This is a genomic window from Mesorhizobium sp. CO1-1-8 (assembly GCF_020164875.1).
Lineage (GTDB): Bacteria > Pseudomonadota > Alphaproteobacteria > Rhizobiales > Rhizobiaceae > Mesorhizobium.
Genome location: NZ_JAIUGZ010000010.1, coordinates 162194 through 182098 on the forward strand (window position 1 = coordinate 162194; position 19905 = coordinate 182098).

15 protein-coding genes are annotated in these 19905 nt (G+C 62.0%); 9 read left to right on the forward strand and 6 right to left on the reverse strand.

Annotated elements, in window-relative coordinates:
* The first annotated feature begins 76 nt into the window (after positions 1–76).
* The 7 genes from rseP to lpxB all read left to right on the forward strand — a co-directional run bounded on the left by rseP (position 77) and on the right by lpxB (position 8286).
* Entirely contained in the window at positions 77–1219 is a 1143-nt protein-coding gene (gene rseP, locus LB558_RS20585; protein WP_224699205.1) for an RIP metalloprotease RseP, read from the forward strand.
* 217 nt (positions 1220–1436) lie between these two features.
* Complete coding sequence (bamA, locus tag LB558_RS20590) at positions 1437–3800, forward strand: outer membrane protein assembly factor BamA (protein WP_224699206.1); 2364 nt, start codon at positions 1437–1439, stop codon at positions 3798–3800.
* A 75-nt stretch (positions 3801–3875) separates the two neighbouring features.
* Positions 3876–4934 (forward strand): UDP-3-O-(3-hydroxymyristoyl)glucosamine N-acyltransferase, encoded by a 1059-nt coding sequence (lpxD, locus tag LB558_RS20595; RefSeq protein WP_224699207.1) that lies wholly within the window; start codon positions 3876–3878, stop codon positions 4932–4934.
* Complete coding sequence (gene fabZ / locus LB558_RS20600; protein WP_127268627.1) at positions 4927–5394, forward strand: 3-hydroxyacyl-ACP dehydratase FabZ; 468 nt, start codon at positions 4927–4929, stop codon at positions 5392–5394. The genes lpxD and fabZ overlap by 8 nt, the downstream gene beginning before the upstream one ends.
* Positions 5395–5407: 13 nt before the next feature.
* Complete coding sequence (lpxA, locus tag LB558_RS20605) at positions 5408–6241, forward strand: acyl-ACP--UDP-N-acetylglucosamine O-acyltransferase (protein WP_224699208.1); 834 nt, start codon at positions 5408–5410, stop codon at positions 6239–6241.
* Positions 6228–7124 (forward strand): LpxI family protein, encoded by an 897-nt coding sequence (locus LB558_RS20610; protein ID WP_224699209.1) that lies wholly within the window; start codon positions 6228–6230, stop codon positions 7122–7124. Before lpxA ends, LB558_RS20610 begins: the two co-directional genes overlap by 14 nt.
* A complete protein-coding gene (gene lpxB / locus LB558_RS20615) occupies positions 7114–8286 on the forward strand; it encodes a lipid-A-disaccharide synthase (RefSeq protein WP_224699210.1) in 1173 nt (390 codons plus the stop codon). Before LB558_RS20610 ends, lpxB begins: the two co-directional genes overlap by 11 nt.
* A gap of 30 nt (positions 8287–8316) precedes the next feature.
* On the opposite strand, the gene gltA is transcribed toward lpxB, so the two are convergent.
* Positions 8317–9645, reverse strand: a complete 1329-nt coding sequence (gene gltA, locus LB558_RS20620; protein ID WP_109669032.1) for a citrate synthase — start codon at positions 9643–9645, stop codon at positions 8317–8319.
* A gap of 185 nt (positions 9646–9830) precedes the next feature.
* Entirely contained in the window at positions 9831–11255 is a 1425-nt protein-coding gene (gene gltX, locus LB558_RS20625; RefSeq protein WP_224699211.1) for a glutamate--tRNA ligase, read from the reverse strand.
* Positions 11256–11357: 102 nt separating this feature from the next.
* Here gltX and LB558_RS20630 point away from each other — a divergent pair, with 102 nt between their 5' ends.
* A complete protein-coding gene (locus LB558_RS20630) occupies positions 11358–13823 on the forward strand; it encodes a ComEC/Rec2 family competence protein (protein WP_224699212.1) in 2466 nt (821 codons plus the stop codon).
* Here LB558_RS20630 and lexA read toward each other — a convergent pair.
* The 4 genes from lexA to LB558_RS20650 form a co-directional block, all read right to left on the reverse strand.
* On the reverse strand, positions 13817–14557 hold the full coding sequence (lexA, locus tag LB558_RS20635; RefSeq protein ID WP_224699213.1) for a transcriptional repressor LexA: 741 nt from the start codon (positions 14555–14557) through the stop codon (positions 13817–13819). The two genes, LB558_RS20630 and lexA, sit on opposite strands and share 7 nt — an antisense overlap.
* A gap of 409 nt (positions 14558–14966) precedes the next feature.
* Entirely contained in the window at positions 14967–16214 is a 1248-nt protein-coding gene (kynU, locus tag LB558_RS20640; RefSeq protein WP_224699214.1) for a kynureninase, read from the reverse strand.
* Between the two features lie 82 nt (positions 16215–16296).
* Positions 16297–17133, reverse strand: a complete 837-nt coding sequence (gene kynA / locus LB558_RS20645) for a tryptophan 2,3-dioxygenase (protein WP_263495331.1) — start codon at positions 17131–17133, stop codon at positions 16297–16299.
* A complete protein-coding gene (locus LB558_RS20650; protein WP_224699215.1) occupies positions 17130–18755 on the reverse strand; it encodes an AMP-binding protein in 1626 nt (541 codons plus the stop codon). The genes kynA and LB558_RS20650 overlap by 4 nt, the downstream gene beginning before the upstream one ends.
* A gap of 307 nt (positions 18756–19062) precedes the next feature.
* On the opposite strand from LB558_RS20650, the gene LB558_RS20655 reads away from it, so the two are divergent.
* Positions 19063–19893 carry an alpha/beta hydrolase gene (locus tag LB558_RS20655; protein WP_224699216.1) on the forward strand — a complete coding sequence of 277 codons (831 nt, stop codon included), beginning with the start codon at positions 19063–19065 and terminating at the stop codon, positions 19891–19893.
* Positions 19894–19905: the final 12 nt, after the last annotated feature.

Genomic DNA, 19905 nt, shown 5'->3' on the forward strand with positions numbered 1-19905 from the left:
GTGCGCCTTGGATTCGCCCGGATTGGTGTCACAGTCGCGGCGCAGTCTGCGCCGTGGAAGAATTTGAGGGTTTGTCTTGAACGAGATTCTTCACGCGCTTTTCAGCACACAAGGCTTTGTCCTCGGCACGCTGGTGCCATTCCTGTTCGTGCTGACCGTGGTCGTGTTCGTCCACGAAATGGGCCATTACCTTGTCGGGCGCTGGTGCGGCATCGGCGTCAGGGCCTTCTCGATCGGCTTCGGCCCGGAACTCTTCGGCTTCAACGACAGCCACGGCACGCGCTGGAAACTGTGTGCGATACCGCTTGGCGGCTATGTCAAATTTGTCGGCGACATGAACGCCACATCGAGCCAGCCCACGTCGGAAGAAATTGAAACGCTGACCGAGGAAGAGCGCAAGGTCGCCTTCCACACGCAGCCGATCTGGAAGCGCGCCGCAACGGTGGTGGCCGGACCGTTGTTCAATTTCCTGCTGACGATCGTCGTCTTTTCCGTGCTGTTCACCGCCTATGGCCGCTATATCGCCGAGCCCATGGTGGCCGAGGTGACCGCCGACAGCCCGGCGGCGAAGGCCGGCATTCTCCCCGGCGACCGATTCGTCAGCGTCGACGGCAACAAGGTCGAAACCTTTGGCGACGTCCAACGCCTGGTCTCGGGCCGTGCCGACGACGCAATCACCTTCGTCATGCTGCGCGACGGCCGGGAGGTCACCGTGACCGCGGCGCCGCGGCTGATGGAACAGGAAGACGCGCTCGGCAACAAGGTCAAGGTCGCCGTGATCGGTGTCGTCAACAACAAGGAACTCGGCCAGCCGAGGCTCATCACTTACACGCCGGTCGGAGCGGTCGCGGCGGCTGTCGAGGAAACCGGTCACGTCATCCAGCGCACCGGCCAGTTCCTGCAGCGCTTTGTTGTCGGGCGCGAAGACAAATGTCAGCTGGGCGGTCCGGTGAAGATCGCCGACATGGCGGGCAGGGCTGCGAAACTGGGATTCGAATGGCTCGTGCAGCTGGTTGCACTGCTATCCGTTGGCATCGGAATTCTGAACCTTTTGCCGATTCCCCCCCTCGACGGCGGTCACCTCTTGTTCTACGGGGTGGAGGCTGTCATTCGCCGTCCGGTGTCGGAACGGATGATGGAAATGGCCTATCGGGCCGGGTTACTTCTGGTGCTGTGCTTTATGGGGTTCGTTTTTTGGAACGATCTGTTTGGGTGCTGAAATCATGAAGAAATTTGGCCTCTGCGTGGGCGATGTTGAGACGCCATTTACCATGCCAGGGGATATGAGTGACGCGAAAGCCACGCCGCAGGGTTAAGTAAATACAAATTAACCAGAAGCCTTGCGTGTAGGGAAAATCCGGTTAATACGGTAGGGGAAATTACCGCACGTCCGGTTTTCTCGCCGTGGGGACTACGAGAAAAGGTTATTAAGCCCGATGAAGGCAGCATCCAAGTTTCTAAGCGCCGCGTCCGCGGTGACCCTGTCCGCGGCCATGGTCGTGCCGGGCGCGCTCGCAGTGCAGTTCGTTGCCACATCGGCGGCTGAAGCCGCTGTCGTCAGCAGAGTGGAAGTGAGCGGCAATCAGCGTATCGACGCTGAGACCATCCGCAATTACATCACCATCAAGCCGGGCAAGGCTTTCTCCAGTTCCGACATTGACGGTGCGGTCAAGGCACTGTTCGGTACAGGCCTGTTTTCGGACGTGCAGATCAACCAGGTCGGCTCGACGCTGGTGGTCAAGGTTGCCGAGTACCAGGTTGTCAACCAGGTGCTGTTCCAGAACAACAAGAAGCTCAAGGACAATGCGCTTGCGGCCGCGGTGCAGCTGAAGCCGCGCGGAACGTTCTCGCAGGCGACGCTCGATGCCGACGTGGAATCGGTCAAGGCTGCCTACCGGCGTATTGGTCGCGACGATGTGACCGTGACCACGCAGGTCATGCAGCTTGGCGACAACCGCGTAAATGTTGTCTTTAACATCGCTGAAGGCGATCGCACGCAGATCGCAGCGGTCAATTTCGTCGGCAACAGCGCCTATTCCAGTCGCCGCCTGGCGGATATCATCAACACCAAGCGCTCGTCCTGGCTGTCCTTCGTCCTGCGCGACGACGTCTACGACGATGACAAGCTGCGCGCGGACCAGGAGTTGCTGCGCCGTTTCTACTACAATCACGGCTATGCCGACTTCCAGGTCGTGTCCGCCGTCGGCGAGCTCGACAGCGCGACGAACAAGTACACGGTCACCATCACCGTCCAGGAAGGCGACCGCTACACGTTCGGCGATGTCAGCGTCGAGAGCACGATCCCTGAAGTCGACGGCAAGTCGCTGGAATCGGTGATCGAGACCCACAAGGGTGACGTCTACAACGCCAAGAACGTCGAGGATTCCATCATCGCGCTGACCGAGAAGGTGGCCGGTTCCGGCTATGCCTTCGCGCAGGTTACTCCGCGCGGCGACCGCAATTTCGAGAACCACACCATTTCGGTGGTCTATACGATCGACCAAGGCACCAAGGCCTATATCGAGCGCATCGAGATCCGCGGGAACGATCGCACGCGTGACTATGTCATTCGCCGCGAGTTCGACGTCAGCGAAGGCGACGCCTTCAACCAGGTGCTCATCCAGCGCGCGAAAAAGCGCCTGGAAAACCTGAATTACTTTGAGAAAGTCGACATCTCGACCGTGCCGGGCTCGCAGCCCGACCAGGTCGTTCTGGTGGTCGATGTGGTTGAGAAGTCGACCGGCGAGTTCTCGGTGGGCGCTGGTTATTCGACCGGTGGCGACACGGCCGGACCATCGGTCGAAGGATCGGTGACCGAGCGCAACTTCCTCGGCCGTGGCCAGTTCATCAAGGTGTCGGCGGGCGGCGGCAAGAATTCTCGCGACTACAGCCTGTCCTTCACAGAGCCTTATTTCCTCGGGCGGCGCATCGCCGCCGGCTTCGACATCTATAAGTCGACGCGGGAATACAACAACAACTATGACAGTGATACCACAGGTGCGACGATTCGTTTCGGCCTGCCGATCACCGACAGCATCACGACCCAGTTGGCGTACAACATCTCGCAGGAAAAATATAAAGTTGACGACGGCTGCAATCCCACTGATTCAGACCCCAGCGGTACCTGCAATATCTCGACCGCAATCCTTGATGGTATAGAGCAGAGTCCTTGGATCAAGTCGTCGGTCAGTCTCGGGCTGGTCTACAACACCATCGACGACATGAAGAACCCACATGAGGGTATCTATGCCAACACGACCGTCGAAGTGGCCGGTCTCGGCGGTGACGCCAAGTTCGTGAAGATCACGGGACGCGGCAGCGTCTATCAGACGCTGTCCGAGTCGCTTGATCTTGTCGGCCTTATTTCGGGCGGCGCCGGCCATGTCGAGGGTTATGGCAGTGACGGCCTGCGTATCTTCGATCAGTTCCAGAGCACCGATCGCATGATCCGTGGCTTCGCCTATGGCGGCATCGGTCCTGTGGATCCTCTCACCGGTGACCATCTCGGTGGTACGACCTACTTCAATGCCTCTGCCGAAGCCCAGTTCCCGCTGCCAGTCGTTCCGGAAAGCTTCGGCCTTCGCGGTGCTGTGTTTGCTGACGCGGCCACTCTCTATGGCAGCAAGGTTACAAGCGTCGCTCAGGAGTCAACGGACATGCAGCTGCGTGCCTCTGTTGGTATCGGCTTGATGTGGGCGTCGCCGTTCGGTCCGATCCGTATCGACTATGCGATTCCGGTCAAGAAGGAAGCGCGCGACGACGTGCAGGAATTCAACTTCGGCATATCGACCCGCTTCTGACCGGCGGCCAACGATGCTCCCGGGTCTTCAGGGTCCGGGAGAAATGTTCCGACCTAGCTGGATATAGCTTCTGGAATGACCGATCCGGTGTTCTTCGCGCCATCACGCCGGTATACGGCGGGCGAAGTCGCGAATCTGACCGGCTCGGTGCTCGTCGATTCCGGCCACTCCAATATTTCGATCGAAGCACTCGCGCCGGCCAGCGAGGGCGGCGAGAATGCGCTCGTCTTTGTCGACGGCAAGCGTAATTCCGCGCTGATGCCGGCGCTGCGGGCAGCCGCGGTCCTGTGCCCGGCGGAATTTGCCGGCAAGGCGCCGGCAAGCGTTGCTGTTCTGGTTCATCCGCGTCCGCAACAGGCCTTCGCGCTGATCGGGCGTCTGCTGTTTCCGAGGGCGGCGACACCAGGGCCGATGACCAGTGAAACCGGTGTCTCGCCGCACGCTCATGTCGATGCGACCGCGCATGTCGAGGCCGGTGCCGTCATCGAGGCAGGTGCTGTCATCGGGCGGGGTGCTTCGATCGGCAGCGGTACCGTCATCGCGCCCAACGCGGTCATCGGGCAATCCTGCCAGATCGGCCGCGACGGCTATGTCGGTCCAGGCGCCAGCATCCAGTATGCCTTGATCGGCAATCGCGTCATCATTCATGGCGGCGCCAGGATAGGCCAGGATGGTTTTGGGTTCGTCGGTGGGGCCAAGGGTCCTGAGCGCGTGCCGCAGATCGGTCGCGTCGTTATCCAGGACGACGTCGAGATCGGCTCCAACACCACCGTTGATCGTGGCGCCATGTCCGATACGATCATCGGCCAAGGCACCAAGATCGACAATCTCGTGCAGATCGCCCATAACGTCCGCATCGGCCGCAATTGCATAATAGCCGGGCTTTCGGGTATTTCGGGTTCTGTGGTCGTGGGTGACAATGTCACCATGGGCGGCGGCGTCGGGCTTGCGGATCACCTGACCATAGGGACAGGGGCCAAGCTTGCCGCCAGAAGTGGATTTATGAGCAATGTCCCTGCAGGCGAGATCTGGGGCGGCTATCCGGCACAGCCGATGGCGGAAGCCATGCGGGAGATAGCCATGCTGCGCAAGCTCGCCAGGACCCGCAAACAGGGCGAGGGAGGCAATGGCTGACATGATCGCGTCGACGACGCTGGAAGCGGTCGACATCATGGGGTTGATGAAGCTCCTGCCGCACCGCTATCCGTTTCTGATGATCGATCGTATCGTCGACATCGATGGCGACGAATCCGCCGTCGGCATCAAGAACGTGACCATAAACGAGCCGCATTTTCAGGGCCATTTCCCTGAGCAGCCGGTCATGCCGGGTGTGCTCATCGTGGAGGCGATGGCGCAGACGGCCGGCGCCATCTGTATCCGCAGCCTGGGTACCGAAAAGCCTTCACTGGTCTATTTCCTGACCATCGACAACGCCAAATTCCGCAAACCGGTCGTGCCCGGCGACCAGTTGAAGATCCATGTCAAGAAAATCAAGAAACGCGGCAACCTGCTCAAATTCGCTTGTGAAGCCATGGTCGACGGTGCCAAGGCGGCCGAGGCCGAGATTTCAGCCATGATGGTCACCAGCGACTGACGATCGAGTGCTTATGAAAATCAAGACATCCATCCATGCTTCCTCCATTGTCGAGGAAGGCGCCCAAATCGGCCAAGGTGTGCGCATCGGGCCGTTCTGCCATGTCGGCGCCGATGTGGTGATCGGCGACGACGTCGAACTGGTCAGTCATGTCTCGGTGACGGGGGCGACGTCAATCGGTGCCTCGACCAAGGTCTACCCGATGGCGACATTGGGCGCGCCGCCGCAGAACACCAAGCACAAGGGCGGCCGCACCACCCTGGTCATCGGCAGGAACTGCACGATCCGCGAAGGCGTGACCATGCATCTTGGTACCGATTCCAGCCGCGGCGAGACGACGGTCGGCGACAATGGCAATTTCCTCGCCTACGCCCATATCGCTCATGATTGCGTCGTCGGCAACAATGCGACGTTCGCCAATGGCGCGACCCTGGGCGGCCACTGCGAGGTCGGCAACAATGTCTATATAGGCGGCCTGACCGCAGTGCATCAGTTTGTCCGCATCGGCGACAACGCCTTTCTGGGCGGTTGCTCCGCGATCGTCGGCGATGTGATCCCCTTTGCCATAGCGGTCGGCAACCGCGCCAGTTTGCGCGGTCTCAACATCATCGGCCTCAAGCGCTCCGGCCTGCCGAGGTCCGAAATCCTTGTGCTGCGCAAGGCTTACAGGATGATCTTCGATCGTTCCCGCACTGTTGGAGAGAACATCGAGTTCGCCAAGGCGGAGTTCGCGTCGTCGCCGACCGCCATGAAGATCATCGATTTCATCACCAGTCGCGGCAAGCGGCACTATGCTGTGCCGTCGCTCAAGGGCGGCGATGGCGGCGATGTCGATGACGAAGACTGAGACCGCTGGTCTCGTTCTCGCACCAGGCGCCAGGGTAGGCGTCATCGCCGGCGGTGGCCATCTCCCGGTGGAAGTCGCCGAAGGTCTTGAGAGGCATCGACATTCACCTTTCATCGTCATGGTCGAAGGCGAGGTCGACCGTGGATCGGAACTTTACAGATATGAGCATGAGAGCCTTGCTCTCGAACAGATCGGCGCGCTGGCTTCATTGCTGAAACGCCGGAAGATCACCCACCTTGTGCTGGCCGGTGAGATCAGACGCCGGCCGAAACTGACCGACATGCGGTTGAGCTTCGGCCTGCTTTCGCTGATACCCACACTGATGGTGGCGCTCGCCCGCGGCGACGACGGCTTGCTGAAGCTCCTGACACGCGGTCTCGAGGCTCGCGGTATCAAGGTCGTCGGCGCCCATCAGGTCGTGCCGGATCTTGTCGCTGTCGAGGGTGTGCTGACCAAGGCTGCGCCTCTGAAATCGGATCGACGTGACATCGAAGCCGCTTATGCGGCGGCGAAAGCCATCGGCGCGCTCGATATTGGTCAGGCAGCGATCGCTATTGGTGGTCGCGCCATCGCTCTGGAGGGCATCGAGGGGACTGATGGGCTGCTCCAGCGAACAAAGGAACTGCGCAGCCATGGCAGGCTTGCCGGCAGGACGCGTGGCGTCCTTGTCAAATGCGCGAAGCCTGGGCAGGAATTGCGAGCCGATCTGCCTTCGATAGGTCCGCAAACGGTCGAGGCAGCGCATTCTGCCGGACTGGTCGGCATTGCCGTCGAAGCCGGCCGCTCACTTGTTCTGGAAGGTCCTGTCGTCATTGCGCGCGCCGATGCGCTTGGCCTGTTCGTGATCGGTCTGCCTGCCATGGAGCGTGCGCATGGCCGGTGAAACCCCACTGAAGATCGCCATCGTCGCCGGAGAGGAATCCGGCGACCTGCTCGGCGCCGACGTTATCGGGGCGTTGAAGCGTGCAACCGGTCGCGATATCAGGCTTGTCGGCATTGGCGGGCGTCATTTGCAGGCGCTTGGACTGGTCCCGCTATTCGACGGAGCTGATATCGCGCTGATGGGGTTCAGCGCCATCCTGCGTGATCTGCCGCGTCTGATGCGGCGGATCAGCCAGACGGCAAGTGCTGTCGCGGCTGAAAAACCCGACTGTCTCATCACCATCGACAGCCCGGATTTTTCGCTACGTGTGGCCAGGAAGGTCCGCGCCACGGATCCGGCGATACCGATCATCCACTATGTCTGCCCAAGTGTCTGGGCGTGGCGACCGGGCAGGGCGGTGGCAATGAAGCCCTATGTTGATCATGTTCTCTGCATACTGCCTTTCGAAGTGAAGGAACTGAGCCGCCTGGGCGGCCCGCCCGGCACTTATGTGGGACATCGCCTTGCGCATGATCCAGGCGTGCTGGGTGCTGCCAAGGCGCAAAGCCTGCCGCGCGACCTGTCGGGGGATCGCGTCAAGACACTGCTTGTCCTGCCCGGCTCGCGGCGCAGCGAGGTGAGCAGGCTTATCGGTCCGTTCGGCGAGACAGTGTCGATCCTGCGTGCGCGCGGACACCGCTTGCGCCTGCTTCTGCCGACGGTGCCGCATGTCGCCGACGTGGTCAGGATCTCGGTCGCGCGCTGGGATGAAAAACCAGAGATCATCCTTGACCCCGAGCGCAAATGGCAGACCTTCGGCAAGGCGGATGCGGCGCTGATAGCATCGGGAACGGTGTCGCTGGAGTTGGCCCTGTCGGGCGTGCCGATGATCTCTTGCTACAGGCTTGATCCAGTCATGCGGATGGTCCAGGGGCTGGTCACGGTGTGGAGTGCTGCGTTGCCCAACCTGATTGCGGACCAGCCGCTCGTGCCGGAGCACTACAACCAATATGTGCGGCCGCGCTATCTGGCGCGACAGCTCGAGGCGCTGTTTTCAGACACCGCCTATCGCGCCTGGCAGAAGCAAGGCTTTGCCGAAATCACGCAGCGTATGGCGACCGACAAGCCTTCCGGTGAGACAGCGGCAGGCGTTGTGCTTCGTCACATAAAAAAAGCGCCCTGAGGGCGCCTTTTTCAGTCCAGACAGTCTCGATCACCGCTTGGCGATCGGCACGTAATCACGTTCCGGCGCACCGGTATAGAGCTGGCGCGGGCGGCCGATCTTCTGGCGCGGATCCTCGATCATCTCTTTCCACTGGGCGATCCAGCCGACGGTGCGGGCGACCGCGAACAGCACGGTGAACATGGTGGTGGGGAAGCCCAGCGCCTTCAGCGTAATGCCGGAATAGAAGTCGACGTTCGGGTAGAGCTTCTTCTCGATGAAATAGGAATCGGTCAGCGCGATCTTTTCCAGCTCCATGGCGATGTCGAGCAGCGGATCGTCCTTGATGCCGAGCTCGCCCAGAACCTCATGTGCCGTCTTCTGCATGATCTTGGCGCGCGGATCGTAGTTCTTGTAGACGCGATGGCCGAAGCCCATCAAGCGGAACGGGTCGTCCTTGTCCTTGGCGCGGGCGATGAATTCGGGGATGTGATCGACATGGCCGATCTCGCCAAGCATGTTGAGCGCCGCTTCATTGGCGCCGCCATGCGCGGGTCCCCACAGGCAGGCTATGCCGGCGGCGATGCACGCAAACGGGTTGGCGCCCGACGAGCCAGCGAGACGAACGGTCGAGGTCGAAGCATTCTGCTCGTGGTCGGCATGCAGGATGAAGATGCGCTCCATGGCGCGCGCCAGCACCGGGTTGATCTTGTATTCTTCGCACGGCACGGCAAAGCACATGTGCAGGAAGTTGGCGGCAAAGTTCAGCTCGTTCTTCGGGTAAATGAAGGGCTGGCCGATGTGGTATTTGTAGGCCATCGCCGCGATCGTCGGCATCTTGGCGATCAGCCGCATGGAGGCAACCATGCGCTGGTAGGGGTCGGAGATGTCGGTGGAGTCGTGGTAGAAGGCCGACAGCGCGCCGACCACGCCGCACATCACCGCCATCGGGTGCGCGTCGCGGCGGAAGCCGGTGAAAAAGCGCGACATCTGCTCATGCACCATGGTGTGGCGCGTCACGCGGTAATCGAAATCATCCTTCTGCGCCTTGGTCGGCAATTCACCATAGAGCAGGAGATAGCAGACCTCGAGGAAGTCGCCGTGTTCGGCCAACTGGTCGATCGGATAGCCGCGGTGCAACAGGATCCCGGCGTCTCCATCGATGAAGGTGATTTCGGATTCGCAGCTTGCCGTCGAGGTGAAGCCGGGATCGTAGGTGAAGGCGCCGGTGGTGGAGTAGAGCGAGGCGATGTCGATGACATCAGGTCCGACCGAACCGCTTCGCACCTTGAATTCATGGGTCTTGCCGGCGAATTCAAGCGTTGCCGTGGCCTCCTGGGTCTTGCCGCCCAAATCCAGTTTTTTCGCAGCTTCGGTCATTGCAAACTCCTTCTTGTTTCCTCATGCCGGCAAAGGCAAAATTCTGCAGAGCGACACGTCGAAAATCACCGCAATGCGCGTATTCGCCACCGCATTTCAGGAGGTGCGTGCCAGATTGGGCCAAGGCCTAATGTTGCACTGCGAAACCCGCCTTTCAATGCCAATCTTCTTGGGCCAGTTTGCTCCTAATCGATTTGATCTGAGATGCGCGCCAGGCTTTCGTCGCGGCCGAGCACAGCGAGCACATCGAACACGCCGGGCGAGGTGCTTTTGCCGGTCAAAGCGGCGCGCAAAGGCTGGGCCACCGCGCCGAGCTTATGGCTGCCGGCTGCTGCCACCTCGCGGATCGCCGACTCCGCCGATGCGGCGGTCCAGTCACTCGCAAGCCCGTTCAAAGCTTCGTGAGCACTGCGCAGGATCTTGCGGGCATCGTCGGTCAGCAGAAGGGCCGCCTTGTCGTCGATCGGCAGCGGTCGCGTGGCGAACAGGAAGGCTGCGCCATCGACGAGCTCGACCAGCGTCTTGGCGCGCTCCTTCAGGCCCGGAAGCGCTGCCAGCAACTGCGCCTTGGTGCTGTCGTTCAGGCGCGCTGCGATCGCCGGGCCACCTTCGAGATAGGGCAGGGTGGCGATGAAGATGTCGAACAGTTCGGCATCGCTCATGCGGCGCATATGCGCGCCGTTGATCGCCTCCAGCTTGGCGAAGTCGAAGCGCGCCGCGCCCTTGTTGACGTCGCCTATATCGAACCAGGAAATCATGTCCTTGATCGACATGATCTCGTCGTCGCCATGGCTCCAGCCAAGGCGCGCCAGATAGTTGAGCAGCGCCTCCGGAAGGTAGCCCATGGCGCGATAGGCCTCGACGCCAAGCGCGCCGTGCCGCTTCGACAGCTTGGCGCCATCGGCACCGTGGATCAGCGGGATATGCGACATGGACGGCACGTTCCAGCCCATGGCGTTGTAGATGACGGTCTGGCGGGCGGCATTGGTCAGATGATCATCGCCGCGAATGATGTGGGTGACGGCCATGTCATGATCGTCGACGACGACGGCATGCATGTAGGTCGGGTTACCGTCCGAACGCAGGATGATGAAGTCGTCGAGATCCTTGTTGGGAAAGCGCACCTCGCCCTGGACACGGTCATGGACGATGGTCTCGCCTTCGGTCGGCGCCTTGATACGGATGGCGCCCTTGGCGCCTGCGGGCGCCTCAGAGGGGTCGCGGTCACGCCAGCGGCCGTCGTAGCGGGGCGGCAACCCCTTGGCTCTGGCGGCCTCGCGCATGGCCTCCAGTTCGGCTGGCGTGGCATAGCAATAATAGGCCTTGCCCATGCGTACGAGTTCCTCGGCCACCTCGCGGTGGCGCGGCGCACGCTCGAACTGCGAGACCGGCTCGCCGTCCCAGCTCAGACCAAGCCAGGAAAGCCCGTCGAGGATGGCAGCCGTCGCGGCTTCATTGGAGCGTTCGCGGTCGGTGTCCTCGATGCGCAGCAGCATCGTGCCGCCGGTGTGCTTTGCATACAGCCAGTTGAACAGCGCCGTGCGCGCGCCGCCTATGTGCAAATAGCCGGTGGGCGAAGGGGCAAAACGGGTGACGACCTTGTCGGACATGGAACTCTCGGAAACCATCTGAAGCGGGGTGCGGTCGCGCGGACTTTCGCGCTTTGCGCGTTCATGTAGCATAGGGTGTCGAGGGCGCAAGGGGCAGACCCGATGGCTGGACGAGGCTGGGGCTCGGATCGGGGCGAGGACGCTGCCATTGGCGTCAGCGAACGGTCCCTGTTTGTGCCTCTGCCAGCCTCATTGCCGCCGCCGTCACCCCTGGTGCCGGATCCCGGCAAGGCGCCCTTGCAAACGGATGTCGCTGCCTCTGTTCCTGTTGCCGAAACCGGCAGGATCGTGCGCGTGCGCCGGCAGATCGGCCTGACATCACTGCCTCGCCTGCGCCACAGCGTGAACATGGCGGCGAGCTTGGAACTCGACCGGGGTGTAGCCTTCCTGCTGGTGCCGGTCTGCCTGGCGATCGGAGCGATTGGCTATTTTTCGCTGGCGGCGGAACCTGACTTTGCGAGACCTGTCGCGGTTGTCATTCTGACGGGGATCTGCGCGCTGGTCTCGCGTTCATGGCCAAAGACGCATCTGTGCGCCATGGCCACACTTTTGTGCGCGCTCGGCCTGCTCGCTGCAAAGGTCGAGACATGGCGGGCGGGAACGCAGATGCTCGGTTCGGAAATCTCGACGCAGGTGACCGGCCGCGTCGTTTCGCTCGACCGTATGGAGAGCGGCCGTATCCGGCTGACCATCGACGTGACCTCGACCGCCCGGCCGAAACTGCGCTATGCGCCGGAACGGGTGCGGCTTTCGGCACGCAAGATCCCGGCTGACGTGACCGCCGGCTCCCTCATCACTGGATATGCCAAGCTTTTGCCGCCGACCGGGCCGGTGCGACCGGACAGCTATGATTTCTCCTTCGACAGCTATTTTGCCGGCATCGGCGGAAGCGGGTTCTTTCTCGGCAATCCAAAGCTTGTCGTCAGCGATGATGGCGACATGCCGCTGTCAGCCCGAATATCCTCTAGCGTGGAAAATGCCCGTGAAGGCATCGCCGACCATATCAGGGCGAGCGTCGGCGGCGCCGAAGGCGAGATCGCCGCGGCGCTCATCGTCGGCGTGCGCGCCGGCATTCCCGATGACATCAATGAGGCGATGCGACGTACCGGCATCTACCACATCATCTCCATTTCGGGACTGCACATGGCGCTGGTCGCCGGCACCATCATGGGATTGCTGCGCGGCGCCTTCGCCTTGTTTCCCGACTTTTCCGCGCGTCGCCCGGTCAAGAAGTATGCCGCTGCCGCCGCACTGTTCTCGATCGCCGCCTATCTCATCATTTCTGGCGTCGTCGTTGCCGCCGAGCGCAGCTTTATCATGCTGGCGGTGATGCTGATTGCCGTGCTGTTCGATCGAGCAGCACTCACCATGCGCAATCTGGCGATCTCGGCGATCGCCGTCATCGTGGTGTCGCCGCACGAGGTTGTCGGCCCGAGCTTCCAGATGTCGTTCGCCGCGACCGCGGCGCTGGTCGGCGCCTATGCCGGCTGGTCGGATCACCGCGCGGGAAAAGCAAGACCGCCGCCGCCAAAGCGATCCATGCCCGGTTTCCTGACGCGAAAAGTCCTGCTGGCGGCAACCGGCCTTGCCATGACCTCGATCATCGCCGGAAGCGCCACGACGCTGTTTGCCATCTGGCATTTTCAGCGGGTGTCGCCGCTCAGCCTGTTCGCCAACCTGGCCATCATGCCGATCGTGTCACTGGTTGTCATGCCTTTCGCCGTGCTCAGCGCGCTGGCAATGCCATTCGGCGCTGATGGACCCTTTCTCTATGTGATGAGCAAGGGCCTGACGGCGATGATCGCCATGTCCGGATGGATTTCCGAGCGTTCGCCGGTCGATGGGGTCGGATTGATTTCGCAGCAGTCTGTCCTGCTGGTGGCGATTGCCCTGGTCATTGCGACGATGACGACGACATGGCTGCGGCTTGCGGCTCTTCCGTTCGCGATTGCCGGCCTGCTGACCGTCTCGGATACGCGCACGCCGGATGTGCTGATCTCGGAAGACGCCCGGCTGGTGGCGTTGCCGATCGGTGGCGGTGAGCTTGCCGTCAGCCGGGAACGGCCGAACGAATTCACCGTCGACAACTGGAAACGCGCGCTGACATCAGAAACCATCGTCGTTCCGGAGGTGTTCGACAACAGCGACGGGCAATTCGACGTCGCGGATGCCGTTGAGCTACCGCCGGGATCGCCGTTCTATTGCTCCTCAGGCGTTTGCGTGGCCAGGCACATGTCCGGTGCAATCATTGCCTATGTCGAGGACCGCAAGGACACCTGGAAAGCCTGCGGCTTCGCCGAGTTGATCGTCATCAATGACGCCACCGCCTATGACGCCTGTCACAACCCGCTGGTTCTCGTCATCACCAAGCGGCAACTGGCTCGCAAAGGAAGCGCCGCGATCTTCTTCGATCGCCAATCGGCGACCACGCCGGCGACGATCAGCTTCGCGGTGGACAGCCCATATCGGCCCTGGCACACGCAACGCAAATACTCTCGCGAGGCGCGGGGGCTGGCACCCTTCAAGAAACCCGAGAAGCCAGTGGCCAACCCGCAGCCGCCTCAGTAGCGGCGGATCAGGCCAACGAGCTTGCCTTGCACCTTGACCCTGTCCGGGCCGAAAATACGGGTTTCATAGGCCGGGTTGGCGGCTTCGAGCGCAATCGAGGCGCCCTTGCGGCGGAACCGCTTCAGCGTCGCTTCCTCTTCATCGACCAGCGCCACGATGATCTCACCGGGGCTTGCCGTGTCGGCATTGCGGATGATGACGGTATCGCCGTCGAAGATGCCGGCGTCGATCATCGAGTCGCCCTTAACCTCCAGCGCATAGTGCGCGCCGCCCATGATCATGTCCGGCGGCACCGAGATCGAATGCGTCTGATGCTGGATGGCATCGATCGGCACGCCGGCGGCGATGCGGCCCATCACCGGTATCGACACGGCGGAGACCGCATCGTCGTCATTGCCAGGCGAGGGCATCCGCGAAGGCGCCGGCTTGATCTGCCGGCCAAGAGCACCACCCTGACCGAGACTGCCCTGGATGACGCTTGGCGAGAACTTCTTTGCCGCGTTGAGGCCGGGCGCGATCGAGTCCGGCAACCGCAGCACTTCCAGCGCGCGTGCCCGATTGGGCAGCCGGCGAATGAAGCCGCGCTCCTCGAGCGCCGTGATCAGCCGATGGATCCCGGATTTGGAGGCAAGGTCGAGTGCCTCCTTCATCTCGTCGAAGGAGGGCGGAATGCCGCTCTCTTTCAGGCGTTCATGGATGAACATCAGCAGTTCATGTTGCTTGCGTGTCAGCATGGCGGCCCCCAGATTACCTGAAACCAGAATCGAAAAACAAACCCAGAACAAACACTATCTGTTCCAGTAGTGTTCTGCAACCGTTTAAAGTTTAATGAATTTGTTAAGGCCGCTGAAATTATTTGGCGGTTGCCAGCGGGTCGCGATCGATGGGCGCCAACCACGGCGATGCGTTGCTCATATTGAAATTATTATGGTTAATGACCTGTGGCTTATCCTCTAGCAAGGCTTGGCATTACCTGTCGATCGACATCGACAAGGGACGATAGCGACCTTCGGGGCACTCGTTTGCCGTGAACGAAACGGAGCCAAAACGCCAACTTCGGCTGGCATTTGCGGCTGGAAATTCAGTTCTCCGTCATCTGCCAGGCAGAGAGGGCAGCGACGGCGGATCGCCGGGATCGGTGCGTCAGGTAACGGCCTCCTTGACGGCGAAACGCTGGTCCTTCCATGCGCCCGTACGCAGAATGTCTTCCAGCACCTCAACCGCCAGCCACACATCCTTGTAGCCGACATAGAGGGGCGTGAAGCCGAAACGGATGGTTGATGGGGCGCGGAAGTCACCGATCACCCCGCGCTCGATCAGCGCCCGCATGATTTGATAGCCATGATCGTGAAGGAATGACACCTGGCTGCCGCGCCTGGTCGCGTCGCGGGTGGTCTCCAGCGTGAGACCGTAGGCGCCGCACTTGGCTTCGACGAGCTGGATGAACAGTTCGGTCAGCGCGACACTCTTCTTTCGCAGTTCCGCCATGTCGACGTCGTTCCAGATGGCAAGCGCACCTTTGAGCGCCCGCATCGACAGGACCGGCTGCGTGCCGCACAGAAAGCGGCGGATGCCTGTGCCGGCGACATAACCCCGTTCGAAGGCAAAGGGCCGCGCATGGCCCCACCAGCCGCTAAGTGGCTGGGTGATATCGCCGTGGTGGCGCTGCGCGGCATAGATGAAAGCCGGCGCTCCCGGACCGCCGTTGAGGTACTTGTAGGTGCAGCCGATGGCGAAATCGGCATTTGCGTGATCGAGCTCGACGGGCAGGGCGCCGGCGGTGTGGCAAAGATCCCAGACGATCAGCGCTCCGGCCGCATGAGCTTTGCGCGTCAGCGCCGCCATGTCGCGCAGTTCACCCGATTTGTAGTTGACGTGGTTGACCAGCACCACCGCGACGTTTTCGTCGATCAGCTCTTCGATGGTCGGCGCGTCGATACCCGCGAGGCGCAGCAGGACGCCATCCCGGGTCGAGGCCACGCCTTCGGCGATGTAAAGGTCTGTGGGAAAACTGTCACCCTCGGCGACGATGGCCAACCGGCCGGGCCGCATCTCCAGCGCTGCATGCAGCACCTTGTAGATGTTGGTCGACGTCGTGTCGCAGACGACGGTCTGGCCGGCCGCGGCTCCTATCAGGCGTCCAATCTGGCCACCGAGTTCGATCGGCATCTCGAACCATCCCGCCGTGTTCCAGGCTCGGATAAGATCCTGGGCCCATTCCTGGGTCGCCGCCTGCTGCAGCTCGCCGAAAACGGCATTCGACGCTGCCCCCAGTGAATTGCCGTCGAGATAGATCACCCCCTCCGGCAGAATGAAACGGTCGCGCATGGCCCGCAGCGGATCCGTGGCATCCATCGCTTCGATTGCGGCGAGATCAGGAATTCCACTCATGGTCGGTCAGTCCCCGGTTGTTAGCGAAGGGTTTTCCGCCACAGAGCGTCCCTTCGGTGAGCCTGTCCTCATTTCGATGATGTCAGAGCCGGGTGCGGACCGCCCACAGCTCCGGGAACAGCACGACCTCGAGCATTTTCTTCAGATACGAAGCACCCGACGTGCCGCCGGTGCCGCGTTTCAGGCCGATGATGCGCTCGACCGTGGTGACGTGGTTGAAGCGCCAGCGGCGGAAATAATCCTCGAAGTCGACCAGCTTCTCGGCCAGTTCGTAGAACATCCAGTAGCGCTGCGGATCGCGGTAGATGGTCTGCCAGGCGACCAGCACCTCTTCATTCTCGGTTCGCGTCTCACGCCAATCCGTGCGCCTGGCATCGGCACCGATGTCGAATCCGTTGCGCGCCAGAAGCAGCAGCGCTTCGTCGTAGAGCGATGGCTCGGCCAGGATGGCTTCCAGCTTTCCGCTCAGGTCCGGCCGGTGCTTGTGCGGCCCGAGCATGGCCAGGTTGCGGTTGCCGGCCATGAACTCGATGGCGCGATACTGCCAGGACTGGAAACCCGAGGACTGGCCGAGCGCGTCGCGGAACTCGGTGTATTCGCTGGGCGTCATCGTCCGCAGCACATCCCAGGCATTGTTCAGCTGCTCGAAGATGCGCGCGACGCGCGACAGCATCTTGAAGCTCGGCTCGAGCCGGTCGGCGCGGATCGAGCGGATCGCGGCGCCAATCTCGTGCAGAGCGAGCTTCATCCAGAGCTCGGAGGTCTGATGCTGGATGATGAACAGCATCTCGTCATGCGCCGATGACAGCGGCATCTGTGCTTCCAGCACTTTCTCAAGGTGCAGATAGTCGCTGTAGGACATGCGCTCCTTGAACGACATCTGGGCGCCTTCGGACGCCGAATTGTAGGGATCGCTCAATTGATTTTCTCCGTGCGCAGCCGGAAGCGCTGGATCTTGCCGGTCTGGGTCTTGGGCAGAGCGGCGATGAATTTTATTGACCGTGGATATTTATAAGGGGCGATCGTCGTTTTGACGTGGTCCTGCAGGCGCTTGGTGGTGAGAGCGTCAGGCGCGACGCCCTGCACCAGCACGACATGCGCCTCGACGATCTGGCCGCGCTCGGCGTCGTCTGCGCCGATGACAGCGCATTCGGCAACGTCGGGATGTGACAGCAACGCCGCCTCGACCTCGGGGCCGGCGATGTTGTAGCCGGCGCTGACGATCATATCGTCGGAGCGCGCGGCGAAATGGAAGAAGCCGTCTTCGTCCTGCGTGAAGGTGTCGCCGGTGATGTTCCAGCCGTCGCGCACGTATTCCTTCTGCCTGTCATCGGCCATGTAGCGGCAGCCGGTCGGGCCGCGCACCGCCAGCCTGCCGGTCGTGCCGCGCGGCACCTCGCGCATCTCATCATCGACGATGCGCGCCTCATAGCCGCCCACCGGCTTGCCGGTCGACGCGGGCTTCATGTCGCCAAAGCGGTTGGAGATGAAGATGTGCAGCATTTCGGTGGCGCCGATGCCGTCGAGGATCGGCTTGCCGGTCTTTTGCGTCCACTCTTCGAAAACCGGAGCGGGCAAGGTTTCGCCGGCCGAAACGGCAACGCGCAGTGACGACAAATCGGCACCTTCATCCATGGCCTTCAGCATCGCGCGGTAGGCAGTCGGTGCGGTGAAGGAGATCGTTGCTTTGTAGGTCTCGATGATATGGATCATGTTGGGTGGCGTGGCCTGCTCCAGCAGCGTCGCCGCCGCACCGAAGCGCAGGGGAAAGATTGCGAGGCCGCCGAGGCCGAATGTGAAGGCGAGCGGCGGCGAGCCGACGAAGATGTCGTCCGGCGTCACCTCCAGGATTTCGCGGGCGTAGGCGTCGGCGATTATCAGGAGGTCGCGATGGAAATGCATCGTCGCCTTCGGCACGCCTGTTGTGCCCGAGGTGAAGCCGAGCAGGGCGACATCGTCGCGGCCGGTGCTGACGGCAGTGAACGTCACCGGCTTGTCGAGGGCGACACGATCGAGTTCGGCATCATGGTTGGCGGTGCCATCGAAGCCGATGACCTGCTTGAGGAAGGCGCTGTCCTTGGCGCAGGCGGTCATCTCGTCCATCAGCCTGGTGTCGCAGAGCGCGATGCTGATCTCCGCCTTGTCGACGATCTTGGCGAGCTCGCCGGCGCGCAGCATCGGCATGGTGTTGACGACCACGGCGCCGACCTTGGTGGCAGCCAACCAGCAGGCGACCATTGCAGGGTTGTTGGCCGAGCGGATCAGCACCCGGTTGCCCGGCTTGACGCCATAATTCTCGACCAGCGCGTGGGCCAGCCTGTTCGTCCAGTCGGAGAGTTCCTTGTAGGTGCGGCGGCGGCCATTGCCGATCAGCGCAGTGTGGTCGCCGAGGCCCTTCTCGACCAGCCTGTCGGTCAGTTCGACGCCGGCGTTGAGGCTTTCGGGATAGTCGAAGCCCTCGAGCAGGATATCGGGCCATTCTTCCGGCGGCGGCAGGTGATCGCGCGTGAACGTGTCGATATGCGCTGAAGGCCCAAGCATGTCGCCGCTATCCCATCTGCTGGACGGCCAGTGCGCGAGGCGCCTGGCCGGATGTGGTTAATCTAAAGGTCCTGTTTTGAGGAGGCTTCGTGCCGCCGTCGCACCTGCTCAGGGGATGCCCCCAGAAAGAGTGCACCTTGCAGTTTGGGCAGCACAGCAGACCTCCCATTGCCGGCTGTTCGTCGGGGCAGGATCGCACCAGTCGAAATTTGTTTCAAGCCTAAAATGTTTTGTTCTGGAGCATTGACGCGCGCCACGGCGGTGGCCATTGCTAGCGGAAACGATGCCATTCCGGGGGAGGGTGCCGATGCTGGAGCGTCACATTGCCGATTGGGACAGCGCCTATGCCAACGGCGCGAACATCGCCGGCAGCGACCGCTGGCCGGCCGCGTGGGCGGAACCGGCGCAAGCATTCCGTGATGCGCTCTCGGCAGAGGGCCGGGCACGGCTCGACATCGCCTATGGCGAAGGGCCGCGCAATCGGCTCGATCTTTTCCTTCCCGAGGCCGCGCCCAAGGGGCTCGTGGTGGTCATCCATGGCGGTTACTGGCTGGAGACCGACAAGAGCTTGTGGTCGCACCTCGCCAATGGCGCGGTCGGCAGCGGCTTTGCCGTGGCGATGCCGTCCTACACGCTGTGCCCGGACATACGCATTGCCGGCATAGTCCAGGAAATCGGCACGGCGATCGGCAAAGCAGCGGCAATAGTTGGGGGACCACTGATGCTGACCGGACATTCGGCCGGCGGTCACCTAGTGACGCGGATGGTGACGACAACAACGCCGCTGGCGGCCGATGTGGCGCGGCGCATACGCCATGTCGTTTCGATTTCCGGCCTGCATGACCTGCGTCCGCTCATGCGCACCGGCATGAATGCGGCGCTGGCTATTGACGAGCACGAGGCGCTGACTGAGAGCCCGGCGCTGCTGCGGCCCATGGATGGTGCCCGCATCACCTGCTGGGCCGGTGGTGGCGAGCGCGCCGAATTCCTTCGCCAGAATGCGTTGCTTGCCAACATCTGGACCGGCCTTGGCGCCACCGCCAGCACCGTGGTTGAGCCCGACCGGCATCATTACGACATCGTCGACGGCCTCGCCGATCCAACGCATCCGCTGACACGGACCTTGATCTCGGAATAGGGAAGAGATCAT